This is a genomic window from Natrinema halophilum (assembly GCF_013402815.2).
GTDB classification, from domain to species: Archaea; Halobacteriota; Halobacteria; order Halobacteriales; family Natrialbaceae; genus Natrinema; species Natrinema halophilum.
Genome location: NZ_CP058601.1, coordinates 1759541 through 1776230, shown reverse-complemented (window position 1 = coordinate 1776230; position 16690 = coordinate 1759541). Strand labels below are relative to the sequence as shown.

The following is a 16690-nucleotide window of genomic DNA, read 5'->3' as shown; positions in this document are numbered from 1 at the left end:
TTATTTAAATACTTGCTTATCAAACCAGTAAAATATTCCTTGGAAGGGTATTCAACAGATTCATATTCTGTCTTTGATCAGTAGATGCCAATGATCGCCGAGCAAAACGTGCTCATTACTGGTGCTGGTTCCGTCGGCAGACGGATCGCCCGTCACTGTTTTGATCATGATGCAAACATTGTTCGATTGTTCGACAATAATGAGCCGAGACTCGCCCAGTTGCAGGCAGAAATCGACGACGACCGATGTCGGTTTCTGATCGGCGATGTGCGTGACGATTCTCGGCTCGAGCGGGCGATGCAGAACGTCGATATAGTCATCCACACGGCCGCGATGAAACACGTCGACATTAGCGAATACAACGCGTTCGAGGCGGTCAAGACTAACGTCCTCGGACTCCAGAACCTCATCGATGCCGCAATCGACAACGGCGTCGAACGAGTCGTCTTCACGAGTAGTGATAAAGCGGTTGATCCCGTCAATACGATGGGGACGACCAAACTTCTCGGCGAGAAACTCGTTACGGCGGCACACAAGTACAGCGGCCGCGGTGATCTACGGTTGACCGCGGTTCGTTTTGGAAACGTCATCAACTCCTCACAGTCAGTGGTTCCGATATTCCACGAACAGATCAGCAACGGCGGACCCGTGACCCTGACCGATTCGCGGATGACTCGGTTTTTCCTCTCGTATACTGACGTGACGTCGCTCATCACCGAAGCGCTGGAGCGAACGGCCGGTGGGGAGACGTTCATCTACAAGATGCCCGCAATGCGCATCGAAGATCTCGCCGAGGCGATGATCGAGACGATGGCCCCGACGTACGATTACGATCCATCGGCTATCGAAATAGAGGAGATCGGTCGCGGTATCGGTGAGACGTTCGACGAAAAGATCATGACTGAACGTGAGGCCCGACGCGCAGTCGAAAACGAGACGCTATACGCGATTCCGCCGGATGCGAATGGGTATCTCGATTACGAGGGGCTCGACGACTTCGAACCCGCCGACGACATCGTTCGATCCTCGGGGAACGAGGATCTGCTCACGAAAGGCGAAATCATTGATTTTATTCGATCTGACACGGATCTCTTGGAGGAACAATGACTTCCGGTCAAGTCGTCGTTACTGGTGCAGCTGGGTTTATCGGTCGGTGGGTCGTAGACGCACTGCTTTCGCGGGACTACGATGTCGTGGGCCTCGACAACCTCTCGAACGGGTCCGAACGGAATATTGAGGCCTTCCGGGACAACACGCGATTCACGTTTGTCGAAGGTGACGTGCGTGACCGCGATACCGTCGGCGAGCTCGTTGCGTCCGGTACAGATGCCTGTCTCCACCTCGCTGCGGAGATCGACGTACAGGAAAGTCTCGAAGATCCCGAAGCCCACTATTCGACCAACGTAACGGGGACACACAACGTTCTCGAAGCGTGTCGACAGACCGACACGCGGCTGGGTCTGGTCGGAACGTGTATGGTGTATGACATGGCTGGCTCGGGCGAGGGAATCGACGAAACCCATCCGGTCAAACCGGCCTCACCGTACGCCGGAACGAAACTCGCCGCCGAGAACCTCGCCGAGAGCTACTACTATGGCTACGATCTGCCAGTGACAATTCTCCGTCCGTTCAACACCTACGGCCCATACCAGAAAACGGACATGGCCGGGGGGGTAGTCTCGATTTTCACGAGCCGTGATCTCAATGACGAGCCGCTGAAGATTTTCGGCGACGGGACACAGACACGCGATTTGCTGTACGCGACCGACTGTGCGCGGTTCATCGTCGACGGAACGTTTTCCGATGCGACGACCGGAGAGGTGATCAACGCCGGGACTGGATCGGATATCTCGATCAACGAACTGGCCGAACTGATCGCGACTGACGGCACCGAGATCGATCATGTCGAACACCACCACCCACAGAGCGAAGTCCAGAAACTCCGCTGTGACCCGACGAAAGCGAGGGAGGTACTGGGGTGGGACCCAGAAGTCTCTCTCGAAGACGGGGTTGACCAACTTCGTAAGTGGCTGCAAACGGAGCACGGCGACAGATGATCAACGACATTCCGGCGCTGTACAGTGGAACCCCAGTCCGTGAGACCGTGCTCGGCTACGGTAGCCAGAGCATCAGCGAGGCTGAAAAAGCGGCTGTCGGAGACGCACTCGAGGGCGATTACATCACCCGGGGACCGACCGTCGAGGAATTCGAAGCCCGCGTCGCCGAGCTCGTCGGTGTCGACCACGCCGTCGCGTCGACCTCCGGCACAACCGCGCTCCACCTCGCTGGCGCGGCGGCTGGCTTCGGGCCGGGCGACGAAGTTATCACCACGCCGTTGACCTTCGCCTCGACGGCCCACGCGGCAACTTACAACGACGCCACGCCGGTGTTCGCCGATATCGACCCCCGTCGGCGAACACTCGATCCAGATGCCGTTCGTGAACGGGTGACCGACGATACCGAGGGACTGATTCCGATGCATTACGGCGGCCATCCCGCGGATATCGACGCGTTGCTCTCGGTAGCCGACGACCACGATCTGACGGTGGTCTGGGACGCCTGCCACGCATTTGGTGGAACATGGCACGACGAGCCAATCGGGGCCCAGCGGGATATGGCGATATTCAGCTTCCACCCCGTCAAGAACATCACGACCGGTGAGGGTGGAATGGTCGTTACCGACGACGACGACCTCGCCGCCCGGCTTCGGCGGCTCCGGTCGTTCGATATGAACTACGACCCCGACGGCCACGAAGACGAACCGTGGTATCAGGTGACCGAGGGGATCGGGTACAACTACAACCTCACCGATCTCCAGGCTGCACTTGGTCTGGCACAGTTAGAGCGCCTCGATGCGTTCAAACAACGACGTGACGAGGTCCGCGACCGGTACGATGCGGCGTTCGCAGATATCGTGGGAATCCGGACGCCGCCTAACCCGCTCGACGCCGATCCGATGTATCACCTGTACGCAATCGAGGTGAGCGACGCTTTCGGCTGTGACCGTGGGGAGTTCGTTAACGCAATGCACGCCGAAAATGTCGGTGTCCAGGTACACTACGTTCCGCTTCACTACCACCCCTACTTCCAGGAGAAGTTCGGATACGAACCGGGTGAGTTCCCCGAGTCAGAGGCGGTGTACGAACGGCTGGTGAGTCTCCCGTTCCACGCCGAGATGGACGACAGCGATGTCGATGACGTCGTGACTGCAGTGCAGCGGCTGTCAACGTATCACCAGTAGTAGGAGCGTTTATTTTCCTTCCACCGTGGTACTGGGGTATGGAGACGTTCACCATAGGCGACCGACCTGTTGGCCCGGGCAAACCAACATTCGTTATTGCAGAGGCCGGCTCGAATCATAACGGCGAGTTAGCAACCGCAAAGGAACTCGTCGATGTCGCCGTCGACGCTGGGGCCGATGCCGTGAAGTTCCAGACCTTTCGCGCGGAGGACATGTACGTCGAAGACAGCGGCGAGGTCGAGTATCTCGATGACGACCGCTCGATTTACGACATCATCGAATCGATGGAGATGCCCCACGAGTGGATCCCAGAGCTTCACGACTACTGTACTGAACGAGGGATCTACTTCATGTCGACTCCGTTCGACGAGCGATCGGCCGAACTGCTCTCGGAGTACGTCCCCGCCTGGAAGGTCGCTAGTTACACCAGCAGCCACCACCCGTTCCTCCGGGAGCTCGCAGCCACCGACAAGCCGATCATCATGTCGACCGGTGCACACGAACTCGACGAGGTGCAGGAGTCAGTCGACGTTCTAGAGCGTGCCGGCACAACCGGTCTCGCGCTGCTCCAGTGTGTGGCCGCCTATCCGACCCCGCTCGAAGACATCAACGTGCGGGTCGTGGAAACGCTCGCAGACGAATTCGGCGTCCCTTCGGGGCTCTCGGACCATACTCTCGATCCCGTGACCGCCCCGATGGCCGCCGTCGCACTGGGGTCAAGCATTGTCGAAAAACATTTCACCCTCGATAAGACGATGGATGGTCCCGACCATCAGTTTGCCCTCGAGCCCGACGAACTCGACGCTATGGTGACGGCAATTCGTGACACAGAGGCTGCACTCGGGACGAGTGAGAAGTCGGTTCTCGATGTCGAGTCCGAGCTTCACGATAAGGCTCGACGCGCGGTCCACGCCGTCGACGACATCACGGCTGGCGAGGAACTCACAACCGAGAACGTGAAGGTGCTTCGACCAGGCGAACAGGCGGCCGGTCTCCACCCGAAATTCTACGACGACATCGTTGGTAAAACAGCCGCCCGTGATATTCAGCAGAGCACCGGTATTCAGTGGGACGACGTGGACACGTAATTACATTTTTGTGATGTCGACCTCGACCGTGTAGGTTTCACCGTCGACTTCGATCCTCGCGTTATCGTATGGGGGATAGGTGAGTGCTCGGAGGCGGTCTATAAACGGCTTTACCTGCACTGTCTCCTCGGGGTCGAGTTCGCAGAGTCCGTCGAATTCAGCTGTTCGGTGATACGTTCCGGCGTTTGGGTCTTGAGTGTCGCCGACGACATCGCCAGCGATGATATCCGGCCACGATTCTTTAAATAGGGCTACCTGTGCATTCTCCAGTCGCTTTTGCAACGTTTTTCCGGTGTCGGAAAACGTCTGTTCGACGTTCCGCTGGGCGACGATATCCCCGGTGTCGAGGCCAGCGTCCATATAATGTATCGTGACGCCCGCGGGAGTACCCTCAACGATACTCCAGACGTTCGGATTCGCGCCTCGATTGTATGGTAAGAGCGATGGATGAAGATTCAGACAGCCTTCGGTCGGAACTTTCAGAATCTCTTGTGGAACGATGTGACGGTAGCCACACGAGACGACGTAGTCCGGTTCGACGGCCTCAACGGTTTGCAGTTGCTCTCGTGTCGTGAGTAGGGAGTGGACGAAAACGTCGTCGCGTTCACAGAGCCACTCGTAGACACGCATCCCTGCATCGTTGATACCGAGGAACACGATGTCGATTGTCTCGCTCATGTGTCGGGATGGTTTTCAGCGATTGAAAGCACTTCGGCACACACACGTTCGGTCCCCCGCCCGTCGACGAGTTCCTTCCCGTGTTTCTGCCGCCGCTGGCGGCGTTCTGCGTCGGTAACGTACACTTCAATTGCGGAACGGAGTGTCGTCTCGTCGGCATCCCGCGGAAGCACGGTCGCGATATCCTGCTCGCGGAGTGCCGTCGCAATCGGTTCCTGGTTGTCGACGACTGCAATACTTACGAGTGGCGTTCCCAGGGCGAGGAGCTCGTAGGTGGTACTGCTGGCTGTGCTCACCGCGAAGTCGGATGCTAGCATACGGTCTGCCAAATCATCCGGGTCCCGCACGACACGCACGTCAGCCTCGATTTCGGTCGCTGCCTCGAGAACTGACCGTTCTTGTGCTTCCGTGCACCCTGGCCCGACAATCGCATCGACTCGGAGGTCGAGGCCGTCGAACGCACGAACCACAGTTGGTGTCAGACTTGCGATATCGCTGCCTCCCATCGTGACGAGAGCACGCTCAGGCTTCTCCCGCCATGGCGGTTCTTCAGCCGCTCGCCTCCGAATCTGGCGCCGTAGGAGTACGTACTTCGTTCCGAGACACGTCTCAGGGAGATCGCCGATGAACTCGTAATTCTGATTTGGGCCGTACAGATTTCCGTTTACGAACAGATCTGCACAGACAGCATGCCGGGCGTCGTCCTGTAGCACTGCGAGTGGCACTCGCTGTCGAATCGCCTGCTGATAGGCGGTATCGACCGGGTAGGCATCGGTGAATACGACATCGACTGTCGTCGAGTCGAGCCATTCGACGAACGGTTCCGGGTCGCCTCTCGACGGAAGGTCGACGGTCGTACTGCCTGACGGGAAAACCTCTTGGGCTGGTGCTGGGGTCGTCGTTGCGACAGTAATCGTATGGCCTCGTGCGTGTAACTCGTCAGCGAGTGCACCCGTACGAACGAGATGCCCATAACCGATCTTGGACCCCCCGTCGACCCGAAGTACGACGTCCATCGGATCGTTAGACGCGTTCGACTGGGTTCGTCAGCTTGCCTATCCCCTCTATCTCACACGTGACTGAGTCTGCGTCATCAAGGAAATTGGTCGGATTTCCAGGATCTCCAAGCGCGACCACATCGTTCTCGTGAAGTTTGCAGACGTTGCTCGCAAACGAGACCATCTCGGGGATCGTAAACGTCATCTGAGCGGTCGACCCCGAAACGGTCGGTTCTCCGTCGACGTGCACCTCAACTGCCAGGTCATCGTAGTCAGCCTCGTCGCCCTTCTCGACGTACTCATTGAGGATTGGCGAGAACGTCGGGAGTAATTTGTAGCCGACGCCGGTGACCATGCCGTGGTCCGGATCGGACCAGCCCGGCCAATCCCCCGAGGCTGTCACGTCGTTAGAGATGGTAAACCCCTTGATTGCATCCCACGCCTCCGCTTTGTCGGCCTCGTAGATATCCTCACCAATGACTGCGGTGAGCTCTGAGCCGGGTTTGACGTCGTCGACCCGATCCGGGATTTCGATTGGCTCGCCCCCATCAATCACTGCTTCGTCAGGAACGACCCAGAGATCCGGCCACCGGTAGGTTCGTTCTTTCTCGTCGAGATGTGACTGGAATCCCCCGCCGAGAGCAACGAATTTTCCGATTTCACCGGATGGTAGTTCGGTCATAGTGGAGGTATCCGCTGGTTACTTGTTATAGTTTACCGTCCCGAAACCCATTCGGCCACCGTGTGTGGTTCGTCACCGACAGCTTCGACGGCATCGGAGAGTGTCCAGTAGTCATCGGGCGTGTCAACAGCGATATGGGCATCGCCGACCGACATCCACCGTTGGTTCGGTGTAACGACGACATCCCACTCTTCGGGGTTGTCTCGTAGTCGACGCACTGGGTGATCCGCTCCACGGTCACGGAGTTCGGACAGTACCTCTCTGTCGATGGCGTCGACGGCGGTTCCGATCGGCATTTCCGCTGAGTGGTTCGTGGTATATCGCGCCTCGTTGTGTTCGTGTTCGCTGATCACACGGTCGATTTCGGCTGACGGGACGAACGGACAGTCGCCCGTGACGCGGACTACTGGATCACTATTTGCAGCCACGGCCGCCTGATAATGTCGTTCCAGAAGGTTCTCCTCTGGACCGGTATCGTACGCAACACCGTTTCGGTCACACCACTCACGGATCGCGTCGTTTTCAGGGCGGTCGCCGACTGTCAGGATGATCTGGTCCGGTTTCTCGGCGCGTCGAGCGCGGTCGACGACCAGCCCGAGAACTCGTTTGGCCCCAAGTGGATAGAGAACTTTTCCCGGTAACCGTGTGGATCCGAGTCGGGCCTGAATTTGAACTGTAGTAGGGTTCACACCTCTTGTCTTTCCGGTACTACTAAAACTTCTGTGGACACTCTGAGAAGGACTGTTTGGAAGCTGTCGAGAATGTAAGTCTGTTACACCGTGACGGGATATCGCCCCGAACGTCGGTGTGGGCGTCTGGAACGAGGCTGAGACGGCTGACTACGCCTTATACCCCAGTGCCCGTAGCTTGTCGTCGACGTCTTCCTGATCGACAGTCGCGTTGAGATCCGTTTCGGGCTCGTAGTCAGCGGTGTTTTCCGCAGACGTGACAACCCATGGTACGGAGACGAGTTCGGGGGCTGGCACCCACCCGTGATGGCCATACAGACCCCACTCTCCGAAACACTCTCCGTGATCGGCGGTAATGACGACGCGGTCGGCGTCCAGCGATTCGAGCAGGAGGGCAATATCGTCGAGAGCTAACCGGAGATCGTCGAGGTAGGCCCCCCACAACTCCTCGCGCGTCACGCGGCCTTCGATGAGCGCACCGAATGGTCCGCTTCGGTCGTTAGCGTCGTCGTCGACTTCGTTAACTGGATCGAGCTTTTCGAACTGCGGATACGGTGTGTGAGGCTGTTTGTAGTGTACCATCAGGCGGTCAGGACTCAGTTCCCGATGGGCCGCGATAGCGCGGTCCGTGACCGGACGCGGTGGCACGCCACCTTCCGCCGCGTTCCAGTCGGTTCGCCACACTTCGTCGAGGTGCTGGAACCACGACGGGTCGAGTTCCTCCTCGCTGTTTGGATTGAACGTCACGTAGGCCGTCCGGGCCATTTCGTCCCGGTACGCCGGGGTGAACGTCTTTTGCATCCACTCGACGGTCTTCGAGCCAACAGATCGCGTCGAGTCGATCTCTGATGGGAGGAAGTCGTACTCGGGGGCCACCTCCTGCAGTGCGTCGACCCGACACGTATCGAGTATGATAAGCACGTCCCACTCACGGTCGTAAAAATTGACTCCTCGAGTTGGGAGTGCTGGGCCTACCCGTCGTGCAACTCCAGCGAGGAGTTCCCCGAAGATGCTCTGTACCGCACGACTTGGCGGTTGATGGTCGAGATAGTACCGTATGTTTTTGCTGAACTCGCTGAGGCCCATTACCCTCGTAATTTTTCTAGCAGGTAATATGGGTTTTCAACCAGTAGCGCCGGAGTCCATTACGTGACGATGGCAACGGATCACGGTCGGACAGGGCAAATTGAGGCATGAGTGACCATCGAGTTGCGTCTGCTGCTAGCTCAATTGAAGTCGTTGAGTGTCCGGACGAGGGTCTTTCGGAAGTGTTGGCTTACAAGTAGGAGGGTCGCAAAGTACACGATGGCACCGACACCGATGACGAACCCGAGCACGGCGAGCTGGCTGAGATCCATCACTCGTGAGAGTCCTTCGACCGCGGCGAACATCACGCCACCGGCGAGGAACTGGTGGCCGACTGGTTTCGGAAAAACTATCCCATCGAATAGGCGGGTTGCGACGAATTGGTATGAGATGAGAGCAACTCCCTCAGCGATAACCGTCGCTGCGACAACTCCGAAGAGCCCATAGACTTGACCGAGGCCAATTGCTATGGGAGCATATACGAGTAAGGTGAATAGCTTCACTCTTAGATTGATATCGGGGCGATCGATACCGTTGACGGCCGCACTGAATGGTTTTTTGAACCCATCTAAAACCCTGATTGTTCCCATGCCAACGAGAACCAACCCGGGGGCATTGCGATACGTTGTTCCAAATAAGTTTGATTGCATTATTGAGTTGGAAATAGAAAGGACCCCAAACAGGATCGGAACCGATACTAAGCCGATGTATGTGGTGGAGTTAATGAGATCCCGTCGAACCTCCCCATCGACTGAGCTGACACCACTCGACTTGACAGATAGGACGCTCGTGATACTACTTGCAAAGAGCGTCCCTGGCATTGTAAGTTGTGACGCGAGTGCGTAAAAGCCAACATCACCTGCTCCACTGAATGAGCGGATTAGTAATGGGTCTGCTCTCTGATACAGATTATTTGCTATGCTTGATGGTAGTGAATGACGCGCGTAATCATATGTCCGTTGGGCCGTTCGTGCTGTAGGGACTACCAGTTTGTGACGAATTGAGAGCCATACGAACACTCCGCTGACAAGGGATGCAACTGCGAGTCCGACCAGAGCGCCAAACGCTTGAAACCCTAATATCAGTAGCGCAACCTGGGCACCGAGCGTAAAAACCGACCGAAGACTATCAAACCACGTCTCCCTAGCAGGGTATCCAATACCAGCTTGATAATAATTTAGGACACTAAAAAATCCAACTGATGCTGTGACGATTGCGACACCGGTTGTAAGTTCAGCTGATCCAAAGTACGACACGGCTGCCGAGCGAGCGATGAACAATCCCAATATGGTAACAATCGTCACCCCGCAGTGGACAACCAGTCCTAACACTAGAAACTCCGGTGGATTGGTATCAACTTCTGCAACTCGTTTTCTGATTACAGCTGCAATATCTTCTGACAGTGTTAGAATAAAAAACGCAGCCGCCAAGACCGTCCGATAGCGCCCAAGTCCCTCGCTCCCTAACATCCGAGTAAGGATGATGACGCCGGCAAACCCTAGTACGGCTTGAATCACTTTTGCGCCAACATTCAGAAAGGCTTCTCGGCTAATCGATAGTTCGGTCGTGTCTCGTCCGATCATCGAACATCACTCGTCGACCAGTGAGGGGGAAGAAACGCAGCCGCCACTACGTCTCTGTCGGTTGCGCTCCCTCTTCGTTGGTTGTACATCCCGACGCCAGAGCCGGATTCCCTCCTTCGCTGGTACGTGAACTTCCGGCCGCCGACTCGACGTCTCCTCGTCGACTGTCTAATCACAGGTAGCCTAGCTCCCGAAGTCGGTCCGCGGTGCCGTTGTCGATATCGAGCGGGTCCGTAGACCGGGTTTGCTTTGCAATTGTCTCAATATCTGTCTCGAAGGCCGCATCCAGTTGATCGACGTCGAGATCGGCCGATGCTTTCGTTTCCCAGCTGGGCCGGTCGGGGTCGAGCCTGTAGGTCGCACCACTCCCGTGGTGGTCCCAGACGTACTTTTCGCCCTCGCCGTACAGCGCTCGGATCACCATGTTCTCTTCCGGCGGCACGTCGCCCGCTTCGAGTTTGCCGGGCGGACCGCTGTTCCCGATCCGTTCGGCGCGAACCATCTCGCCGGTGATATCCGGCACCTCCTCGTTGGCTATCCCGACAAGCAACGCCGGCAGTGAGAGATGGGAGACGCATTCTGTTTGTCTCGCCTCGTACTCACCCGGCGCATTGAGGACGACCAGTGGCACGTGGAGGAGTGCCTCCGTAAGTCGGGTCGCTGTGTGTCCCCAGTATCGTTCGTCAGTGAGTGCGAGGTCGTTGCCGTGATCTGCGGTGACGACGACGGTCGTCTTGCGGTCTGTGACTCGCTGGATTCGGTCGACGAAGTCGACGACGCGACGGTCGAGGTAGTCAATCGCAGTCCCGTACAGGTCTCGGTACCATCCCAGTGTCTGTTCGTCGCCAGTCTGAATGCGTTCGTTGAGGTCGACGGTGCGTGCGGTCCACGACAACGGCGCGTCATGGAGCGAGCGATCATACCCGCGAGCGTGGTGGACTGGGCCGTGCGCGTCCATGAAATTCACGAAGCCGAAGAACGGCTCCGTCGATGACTCTATCTGCGTCATGAGTTCCCGTTCGAGGAGAGAGGCACCGTCGTCGAACGGTTTAGGCAGTGGAAGCCGCTGGAACGTCCGGTCAAGTTGGACTGCCGCACCGTTAGCGAGACTCTTCAGCGGGTAGTCGTGTGCCAACGCGCTCCGCAGGAACGAGAGGTGTCGGGCGAGACCGGCCGCTTCGGTCTCCTGACCGAACCGTGCCACGTCGATTCCCTCCGGAAACCGCTGATCAGGCGAGACGTCCGAGAGGCTGTCGAACAGCGTGTCGAACCCGAACGAGGAGCCAGCCCAGACGTTCGCACTCGCACCGAGGGCCCGGTAGTCGGGAAGCTCACCGAGGAACGTGTCGTCTCGATCGACGACCGAGAAATCCCGTTGAAACGCGTGGACACCGTGTTCGCTCGGGAGCTGTCCGGTAAACATCGAGGCATGACTTGGAGCACTCCACGAACTTGCCGCCCGGCAGCCGTCGTAGACGACGTCGGCCCGGTCGACGAGTCGCGGGGCATACTCGTCGAAGAAGTCTTTGCGTACTGTGTCGAGACACAGTAACACGATATTCCTCATTGTCTGTGGAAGATCAGTCAATTGCTAAGTACTCTTCGAGACGTGTTCCCCCGTGTCGCCCTCAGCGATAGCCGAGGTCCGCGAGTCGGTCCTCGACGCTGTCGTCAACGGCCGCGGTCCGTTCTGCCGATGACGTCTCGACGCGACTCCGATACTCGTCAATCGGGACCTCGAACAGCGTCGTCTCGTACCCTGAGATATCGACCTCCTGGGCGTCGCGTTCCTGCCACGATGGTCTGTCGGGATCCAGCCGGTACCGGTGGCGGTTGCCGAGGGTGTCCCACTGATACTTCGCGTCACCCTCGTAGGCGACGCGTATCGCACGGTCGTCGTCGCGGAGTGGTGTCGCGTTCGGGTTGACTGGGACGTTGAAGCCGATCCGTTCGGCTGGGATCACGTCGTCGGTCACGTCTGGGACCGTTTCGGTGGCGAGGCCGGTCACGAGTTCGCCGAGGCGGAGGTGGGAAACGTAGTCGTCGACGGTCGACTCCATCACCTCGGGTGGGTTCAACACGAGCAACGGGACGTGCAGCAGCCCCTCGGTGAGCCCGCTCCGGTGGGCGAACAGTCGCCTATCAGCCTCGTACCCGAGGTTTTCGCCATGGTCGGCAGTGACGACGACCGTCGTTTCGTTATTTGTATTCGAGTGAAGCCAGTCGACGAGGTTGTCGACGACCCGATCCAGGTACTCCGTTGCGGCGGCATACAGCTCCCGGTGGTGCGTAATATCGTCCCTGATCTCGTCGATCTCGCCCCGTTCGACGGCCCGTCCGTCGAACGCTCGTGAGGACCATGACGGTCGCGCATCGTACAAACTGCTGTCGTACGACCGAACGGGAGTCAACGGTCCGTGCACGTCCATGAAGTTTGTGAAGAGCACGAACGGTTCGGTGGCCTCCGAGACGAGTCGTTTCGCTTCACGGGCGACGATGTTCGCCCCGTCGTCTAGCGGTTTTTCGAACGGGGCATCCGCGAGCCAGTTGTCGAGTTCAACGAGCACACCGTTTGCGACACTCGGAAGGGGCCGCTCGTGACGGAGTGCCGACCGTAGGAACGCGAGGTACCGCGCCATCCCGGTCTCGTCAGCCTCCTGTCCCCATCGTTCGGCGTCCAGCCCTTCCGGGAACCGTCGATCCGGGGAGACGCTCCGATAGGCGTCGAACAACTCGTCGAATCCGAACGCGTCGCTCGCGTACACGTTCGCACTCGCGCCGAGTACCTCGTGGTCGGGGAGTCGATCAAGAAACGTCTCTTCGCGAGTGAGTCCGGAGAAGTCGCGGTGGAACGTGTGGATCCCGTGTTCGTGTGGCAATGTGCCGGTGAACATGGAGGCGTGACTTGGGACGCTCCAGCCACTGACTGCTCTGGCCTGCGTGTACTCGATGCCGGCCCGGGTACGCAGTCGCCTCGCGTACTCGTCGAAGACATCTTTCCGGACCGCATCGAGACAGACCAACACGACGTTACGCATTGGTTCCGGCTCTCGATGGAACCATCTTAAATTGAGTGGTCTGAACAGTCAACCCGTAACCGTTTGTTACTTTACCCTACTCTCCGTTCCGTCTGCTCGTGAACACGCTTATCGTCACGCTTGATGCGGTTCGTCGTGACCACCTCTCGCAATACGGCTACGATCGGGATACGCTCCCGGCTGCCGACCGGCTCCTCAAAGCCGGTGGTGTGACGTTCGACCAAGCGATCGTCAACGGAACGTACACCGGTATTTCGCTCCCGTCACTTCTCACGTCTCGATACGATGGCGACAGCGCCGTCCGGTCCGGTCCCACACTCGGATCGGCCCTGCCTGACAATGTTCGAACTGGTGCGATCCACTCGAATACGTTTTTTGCCTCCAAGTTCGACGACGTTTACGGGATGGACGTCTACGAGGATTTCGTCGGGCAGGCGAGTCACGACGAAGCCGTCCCGACGACGAACAAGCTCGCTCGACGGCTGTTCGATACGGTTCGTCCAACCCTCCAGCGAACCGGGCTGTTCGAGGTCGCTCGTACAATTCAGGAGACCGTGGTTCCGGCGTCGCTCATCCACGAGGTCGCCGTCTTCGAGAGTGCAGAAACCACGACTGATCGAGCACTCGAGTTCGTCCGACAGGCCGAGGAACCGTTCTGTCTGTGGGTTCACTATATGGACCCTCACCGCCCGTACGCCATCAATGCGGATTCACCAGCCTATGCCCCCGACCTCGGCCGATCGGAGATTCTCGATCTGATGGCAAGTGCTGGCGTCGAACCGGAGACGATCGACGATGACCAGCGCACGTTGCTCGTCGATTTGTACGACTCGGCGATCCGGTACACCTCACAACACGTCTCTCGGCTGTTCGACGGACTGGCGGATGATGGATTGTGGGACGACACCTCGGTCGTCCTCACGGCGGATCACGGCGAGGAGTTCGGCGAACACGGACTGTATTTCCATCGGAACCGGCCGTACGACGAACTGGTTCAGGTCCCGATGTTCATGAAAACGCCGGACGGAACGCCTGAACTCCCGTCCAGGGTCACTGAACAACGGGAGTTGCTCGACATCGCCCCGACAGTTTGTCGGCTCCACGGCGTCGAGCCACCGGCGGCATTTCTCGGCAAGGATCTTCGGGAGTCGACCACCCGTGAGCCGATTACGCGTGGCTCGTTCGCTGACGACGTACCCGTCGTCGCCGTCAGGGCAGCGGGCTGGAAATACATCGACATCGGGGAAGACGCAGAGCTCTACGATCTCGATGTCGATCCCGACGAACAGCACGATCTGTCGGTCGACAATCCGGCCAAACGGCATGCATATCGCTCGAAAATCCCAGGAAGACTCCTCGAGGACGGCGACAGCGGTGTCCCCGATGATGTCACCGACAACGCACGAGAGCGGTTAGAAGAACTCGGCTATCTCGAGTGAATGCTGACACGTTGACGTCGATCGAACGTCCTACCAATGACTATGTTTGTTTCCTACCCAAGACCTGTGTTTCAGATTTGTCTGCTAAAGCAAGACGCCCCTATGTATCATTGAGTTGGATTATCACTGCAGCGATCCTAACGTGATTTGAGTGCGGGTCTGATCAAGGCTGGGGGTCAATTTAGACCCCATCGTGTTCTGCTACAGCAGATTTTTATATTTTTAAGAGAGAATTGCTTCCAATGGTCGGAAGTCTTATACACTTACTAAAATGGGGGGCTAGACATACTCGAGATGGTATTGAACGGTCACTTTCACCATCTGATTTCCGTGAAATAAATGATAGAGTATACGCTCCTTCATGGATCAGAAGTAATAGCCCGAAATGCTATGTGAGAGTTGAGCCAAGACCCGATGATGAATATTTTGCAGTAAGGAGAAGCCTACAGACCAAAAAGGACCTCTATCCAATATTCACACACTCCAATGGAGAGCAATCTGTCTCAATAGCCCCTCCAGAAGAGTTTAATCGGGTAGATGCTGAAATAGTTGATATCATAAATGCAGATGCTATATTACTTGAAGCTATATTTACTCATCCCAATGGCCAAACCTCAGAAAAATCAGTAGAATATAATATACAGGATGCCCCTCTTCATGAGGGAAATACCCTGCCAGTATCAATCTCTGTTTCAGAACCTGCAATAGAGGCGCATATCACACTTCGTAAAGAAATTTCGAACGATGTCGGCAGTTTGTTTGTGCTTCCGGAGAAAATCAGACAGTATGACTGGAAAGCAAATCAAAACCCTCAACTTTCTTTGCCCGTACCACGTGGTCAAGACGGAACACCTATATTTTTAATCTCGGTTGATACGTTTCGCTATGATGCCCTCGATAAGTTTGAGCCGGTACTGGAGTTACTAGGAGATGATGCAGTAATACCGAGCGAGCCACGTACACAGGGACACTGGACCCGACCAGCACATGCATCTATGTTCACTGGAGTACACCCAGGCGTACATGGATATGTTGGGACTGGGTCAGAAAATAAAGGACAGTACGGAATACATCCCGACCTAGTTACAATACCTGAAATACTTAGTGACAATATGTATAAGTGTTCGGGTTGCGTAACAAAAGACAAAACAGGTGTTGAATATGGATTCGGACGAGGTATGCATAGATACGCATACAAACCAATTTCTTGGAATAACTCAAATTATGACGGCGCAGATATCGTCGATCAGGTGATTCAATGGTTAGATAGGGACCACGAAGAAAACTCGAAACGGTTGTTCTATTTTCTTCATTTGTTTGACCCCCACTATCCATACCTCCCTACCGTTTCTTCTAAGATTTCACCAGTTGATTTTGACACGTTAGAAACTCTAAATTCTTACCGGAGTGTCGATAATTATCTCGAAGTAATTGAAAACCCTCCAAAAATGTCTGACGATGAAATCAACTTGATTAAATCCTACTATTATCAGTCTGTCAGTTATGCAGCGAACCAGATCAATCGATTAATTAACTATCTAAAACATATTGGTTTATACTCTGAATCGTTCCTAATAATAACTGGAGACCACGGCGAAGACTTCCTTGAGCGAGAGTTTGCTGGACATAACAGTGTCACAGATGCGAATATCCGTCCAGGCATGATAATCAAACCACCAGATGACACTGATATCAATATTCCAGATGAGGCTGATATAATTGATTTTCTCCCAACCATCGCAGAACTTGTTGGCGAAGATCCGCCAAAACAATCTGATGGTGTTGCTTGGCAGAATACTTCAAAAGCAGATATGCCTCGCATTACCGAGCGCGTGCGCCCAGACTGGTATACTATTTCGCTCGAGAAAGATTCAGTAAAAGCTGTATACACATACAATGATAACTATCCAGAATACCCGACCAAATCTCAAGTAGAAAATGGGCCAATTGATGTGCGTTATTATGACACCTCTTCCAGAGTTTCTGGAGAACCTTTAAACAACACCTGTCCACCACAATATCTGGTGAAAGAAATTGAAGACCTCATTGAGAACCATATCAGCACACATAGAGCTATACTTTCATCTACTCCTAATGAGGAGGTGCAGACATCGGGGGAGGTCGAACAACGGCTTAAACATCTCGGATATAAATAGTGAATTGGATTC

General features: G+C 56.1%; 14 protein-coding genes. 6 read left to right on the top strand and 8 right to left on the bottom strand.

Annotated elements, in window-relative coordinates:
• Nucleotides 1-90 precede the first annotated feature (90 nt).
• Genes HYG82_RS29430 through HYG82_RS29415 form a run of 4 tightly spaced genes read left to right on the top strand, consistent with a single transcriptional unit; the run spans nucleotide 91 to nucleotide 4329 of the window.
• Entirely contained in the window at nucleotides 91-1107 is a 1017-nt protein-coding gene (locus HYG82_RS29430; protein WP_179260635.1) for an SDR family NAD(P)-dependent oxidoreductase, read from the top strand.
• The gene (locus tag HYG82_RS29425) at nucleotides 1104-2057 is read left to right on the top strand and encodes a dTDP-glucose 4,6-dehydratase (protein WP_179260634.1); all 954 of its coding nucleotides are present in this window, start codon (nucleotides 1104-1106) and stop codon (nucleotides 2055-2057) included. Before HYG82_RS29430 ends, HYG82_RS29425 begins: the two co-directional genes overlap by 4 nt.
• The gene (locus tag HYG82_RS29420; RefSeq protein WP_179260633.1) at nucleotides 2054-3241 is read left to right on the top strand and encodes a DegT/DnrJ/EryC1/StrS family aminotransferase; all 1188 of its coding nucleotides are present in this window, start codon (nucleotides 2054-2056) and stop codon (nucleotides 3239-3241) included. Before HYG82_RS29425 ends, HYG82_RS29420 begins: the two co-directional genes overlap by 4 nt.
• A 38-nt stretch (nucleotides 3242-3279) precedes the next feature.
• On the top strand, nucleotides 3280-4329 hold the full coding sequence (locus tag HYG82_RS29415; protein WP_179260632.1) for an N-acetylneuraminate synthase family protein: 1050 nt from the start codon (nucleotides 3280-3282) through the stop codon (nucleotides 4327-4329).
• On the opposite strand, the gene HYG82_RS29410 is transcribed toward HYG82_RS29415, so the two are convergent.
• The 8 genes from HYG82_RS29410 to HYG82_RS29375 form a co-directional block, all read right to left on the bottom strand.
• Complete coding sequence (locus HYG82_RS29410; protein ID WP_179260631.1) at nucleotides 4330-5007, bottom strand: methionyl-tRNA formyltransferase; 678 nt, start codon at nucleotides 5005-5007, stop codon at nucleotides 4330-4332. It lies immediately after the preceding gene.
• Complete coding sequence (gene pseG, locus HYG82_RS29405; RefSeq protein ID WP_179260630.1) at nucleotides 5004-6023, bottom strand: UDP-2,4-diacetamido-2,4,6-trideoxy-beta-L-altropyranose hydrolase; 1020 nt, start codon at nucleotides 6021-6023, stop codon at nucleotides 5004-5006. Before pseG ends, HYG82_RS29410 begins: the two co-directional genes overlap by 4 nt.
• Nucleotides 6024-6030: 7 nt before the next feature.
• The gene (locus HYG82_RS29400; protein WP_179260629.1) at nucleotides 6031-6687 is read right to left on the bottom strand and encodes a fumarylacetoacetate hydrolase family protein; all 657 of its coding nucleotides are present in this window, start codon (nucleotides 6685-6687) and stop codon (nucleotides 6031-6033) included.
• A gap of 32 nt (nucleotides 6688-6719) precedes the next feature.
• Nucleotides 6720-7376 carry a cytidylyltransferase domain-containing protein gene (locus HYG82_RS29395; RefSeq protein ID WP_179260628.1) on the bottom strand — a complete coding sequence of 219 codons (657 nt, stop codon included), beginning with the start codon at nucleotides 7374-7376 and terminating at the stop codon, nucleotides 6720-6722.
• 150 nt (nucleotides 7377-7526) lie between these two features.
• Nucleotides 7527-8462: an alkaline phosphatase family protein gene (locus HYG82_RS29390; RefSeq protein ID WP_218834210.1), complete on the bottom strand. Its 936-nt coding sequence runs from the start codon at nucleotides 8460-8462 to the stop codon at nucleotides 7527-7529.
• Nucleotides 8463-8602: 140 nt separating this feature from the next.
• Nucleotides 8603-10045 (bottom strand): oligosaccharide flippase family protein, encoded by a 1443-nt coding sequence (locus tag HYG82_RS29385; RefSeq protein WP_179260627.1) that lies wholly within the window; start codon nucleotides 10043-10045, stop codon nucleotides 8603-8605.
• 172 nt (nucleotides 10046-10217) lie between these two features.
• Complete coding sequence (locus HYG82_RS29380) at nucleotides 10218-11612, bottom strand: sulfatase-like hydrolase/transferase (protein ID WP_179260626.1); 1395 nt, start codon at nucleotides 11610-11612, stop codon at nucleotides 10218-10220.
• A 61-nt stretch (nucleotides 11613-11673) separates the two neighbouring features.
• Nucleotides 11674-13083, bottom strand: a complete 1410-nt coding sequence (locus HYG82_RS29375) for a sulfatase-like hydrolase/transferase (protein WP_179260625.1) — start codon at nucleotides 13081-13083, stop codon at nucleotides 11674-11676.
• A gap of 98 nt (nucleotides 13084-13181) precedes the next feature.
• Here HYG82_RS29375 and HYG82_RS29370 point away from each other — a divergent pair, with 98 nt between their 5' ends.
• Together HYG82_RS29370 and HYG82_RS29365 are read left to right on the top strand one after the other, a co-directional pair.
• Nucleotides 13182-14522 carry a sulfatase family protein gene (locus tag HYG82_RS29370; RefSeq protein WP_179260624.1) on the top strand — a complete coding sequence of 447 codons (1341 nt, stop codon included), beginning with the start codon at nucleotides 13182-13184 and terminating at the stop codon, nucleotides 14520-14522.
• Between the two features lie 242 nt (nucleotides 14523-14764).
• Nucleotides 14765-16678 carry a sulfatase-like hydrolase/transferase gene (locus HYG82_RS29365; RefSeq protein ID WP_179260623.1) on the top strand — a complete coding sequence of 638 codons (1914 nt, stop codon included), beginning with the start codon at nucleotides 14765-14767 and terminating at the stop codon, nucleotides 16676-16678.
• Nucleotides 16679-16690 lie beyond the last annotated feature (12 nt).

What these genes read in the sequence shown, in the direction of transcription:
- HYG82_RS29430 (WP_179260635.1), top strand. Translation starts at nt 91, where the DNA reads ATGATCGCCGAGCAAAACGTGCTCATTACTGGTGCTGGTTCCGTCGGC.
- HYG82_RS29425 (WP_179260634.1), top strand. Translation starts at nt 1,104, where the DNA reads ATGACTTCCGGTCAAGTCGTCGTTACTGGTGCAGCTGGGTTTATCGGT.
- HYG82_RS29420 (WP_179260633.1), top strand. Translation starts at nt 2,054, where the DNA reads ATGATCAACGACATTCCGGCGCTGTACAGTGGAACCCCAGTCCGTGAG.
- HYG82_RS29415 (WP_179260632.1), top strand. Translation starts at nt 3,280, where the DNA reads ATGGAGACGTTCACCATAGGCGACCGACCTGTTGGCCCGGGCAAACCA.
- HYG82_RS29410 (WP_179260631.1), bottom strand. Translation starts at nt 5,007, where the DNA reads ATGAGCGAGACAATCGACATCGTGTTCCTCGGTATCAACGATGCAGGG.
- pseG (WP_179260630.1), bottom strand. Translation starts at nt 6,023, where the DNA reads ATGGACGTCGTACTTCGGGTCGACGGGGGGTCCAAGATCGGTTATGGG.
- HYG82_RS29400 (WP_179260629.1), bottom strand. Translation starts at nt 6,687, where the DNA reads ATGACCGAACTACCATCCGGTGAAATCGGAAAATTCGTTGCTCTCGGC.
- HYG82_RS29390 (WP_218834210.1), bottom strand. Translation starts at nt 8,462, where the DNA reads ATGGGCCTCAGCGAGTTCAGCAAAAACATACGGTACTATCTCGACCAT.
- HYG82_RS29385 (WP_179260627.1), bottom strand. Translation starts at nt 10,045, where the DNA reads ATGATCGGACGAGACACGACCGAACTATCGATTAGCCGAGAAGCCTTT.
- HYG82_RS29380 (WP_179260626.1), bottom strand. Translation starts at nt 11,612, where the DNA reads ATGAGGAATATCGTGTTACTGTGTCTCGACACAGTACGCAAAGACTTC.
- HYG82_RS29375 (WP_179260625.1), bottom strand. Translation starts at nt 13,083, where the DNA reads ATGCGTAACGTCGTGTTGGTCTGTCTCGATGCGGTCCGGAAAGATGTC.
- HYG82_RS29365 (WP_179260623.1), top strand. Translation starts at nt 14,765, where the DNA reads ATGGTCGGAAGTCTTATACACTTACTAAAATGGGGGGCTAGACATACT.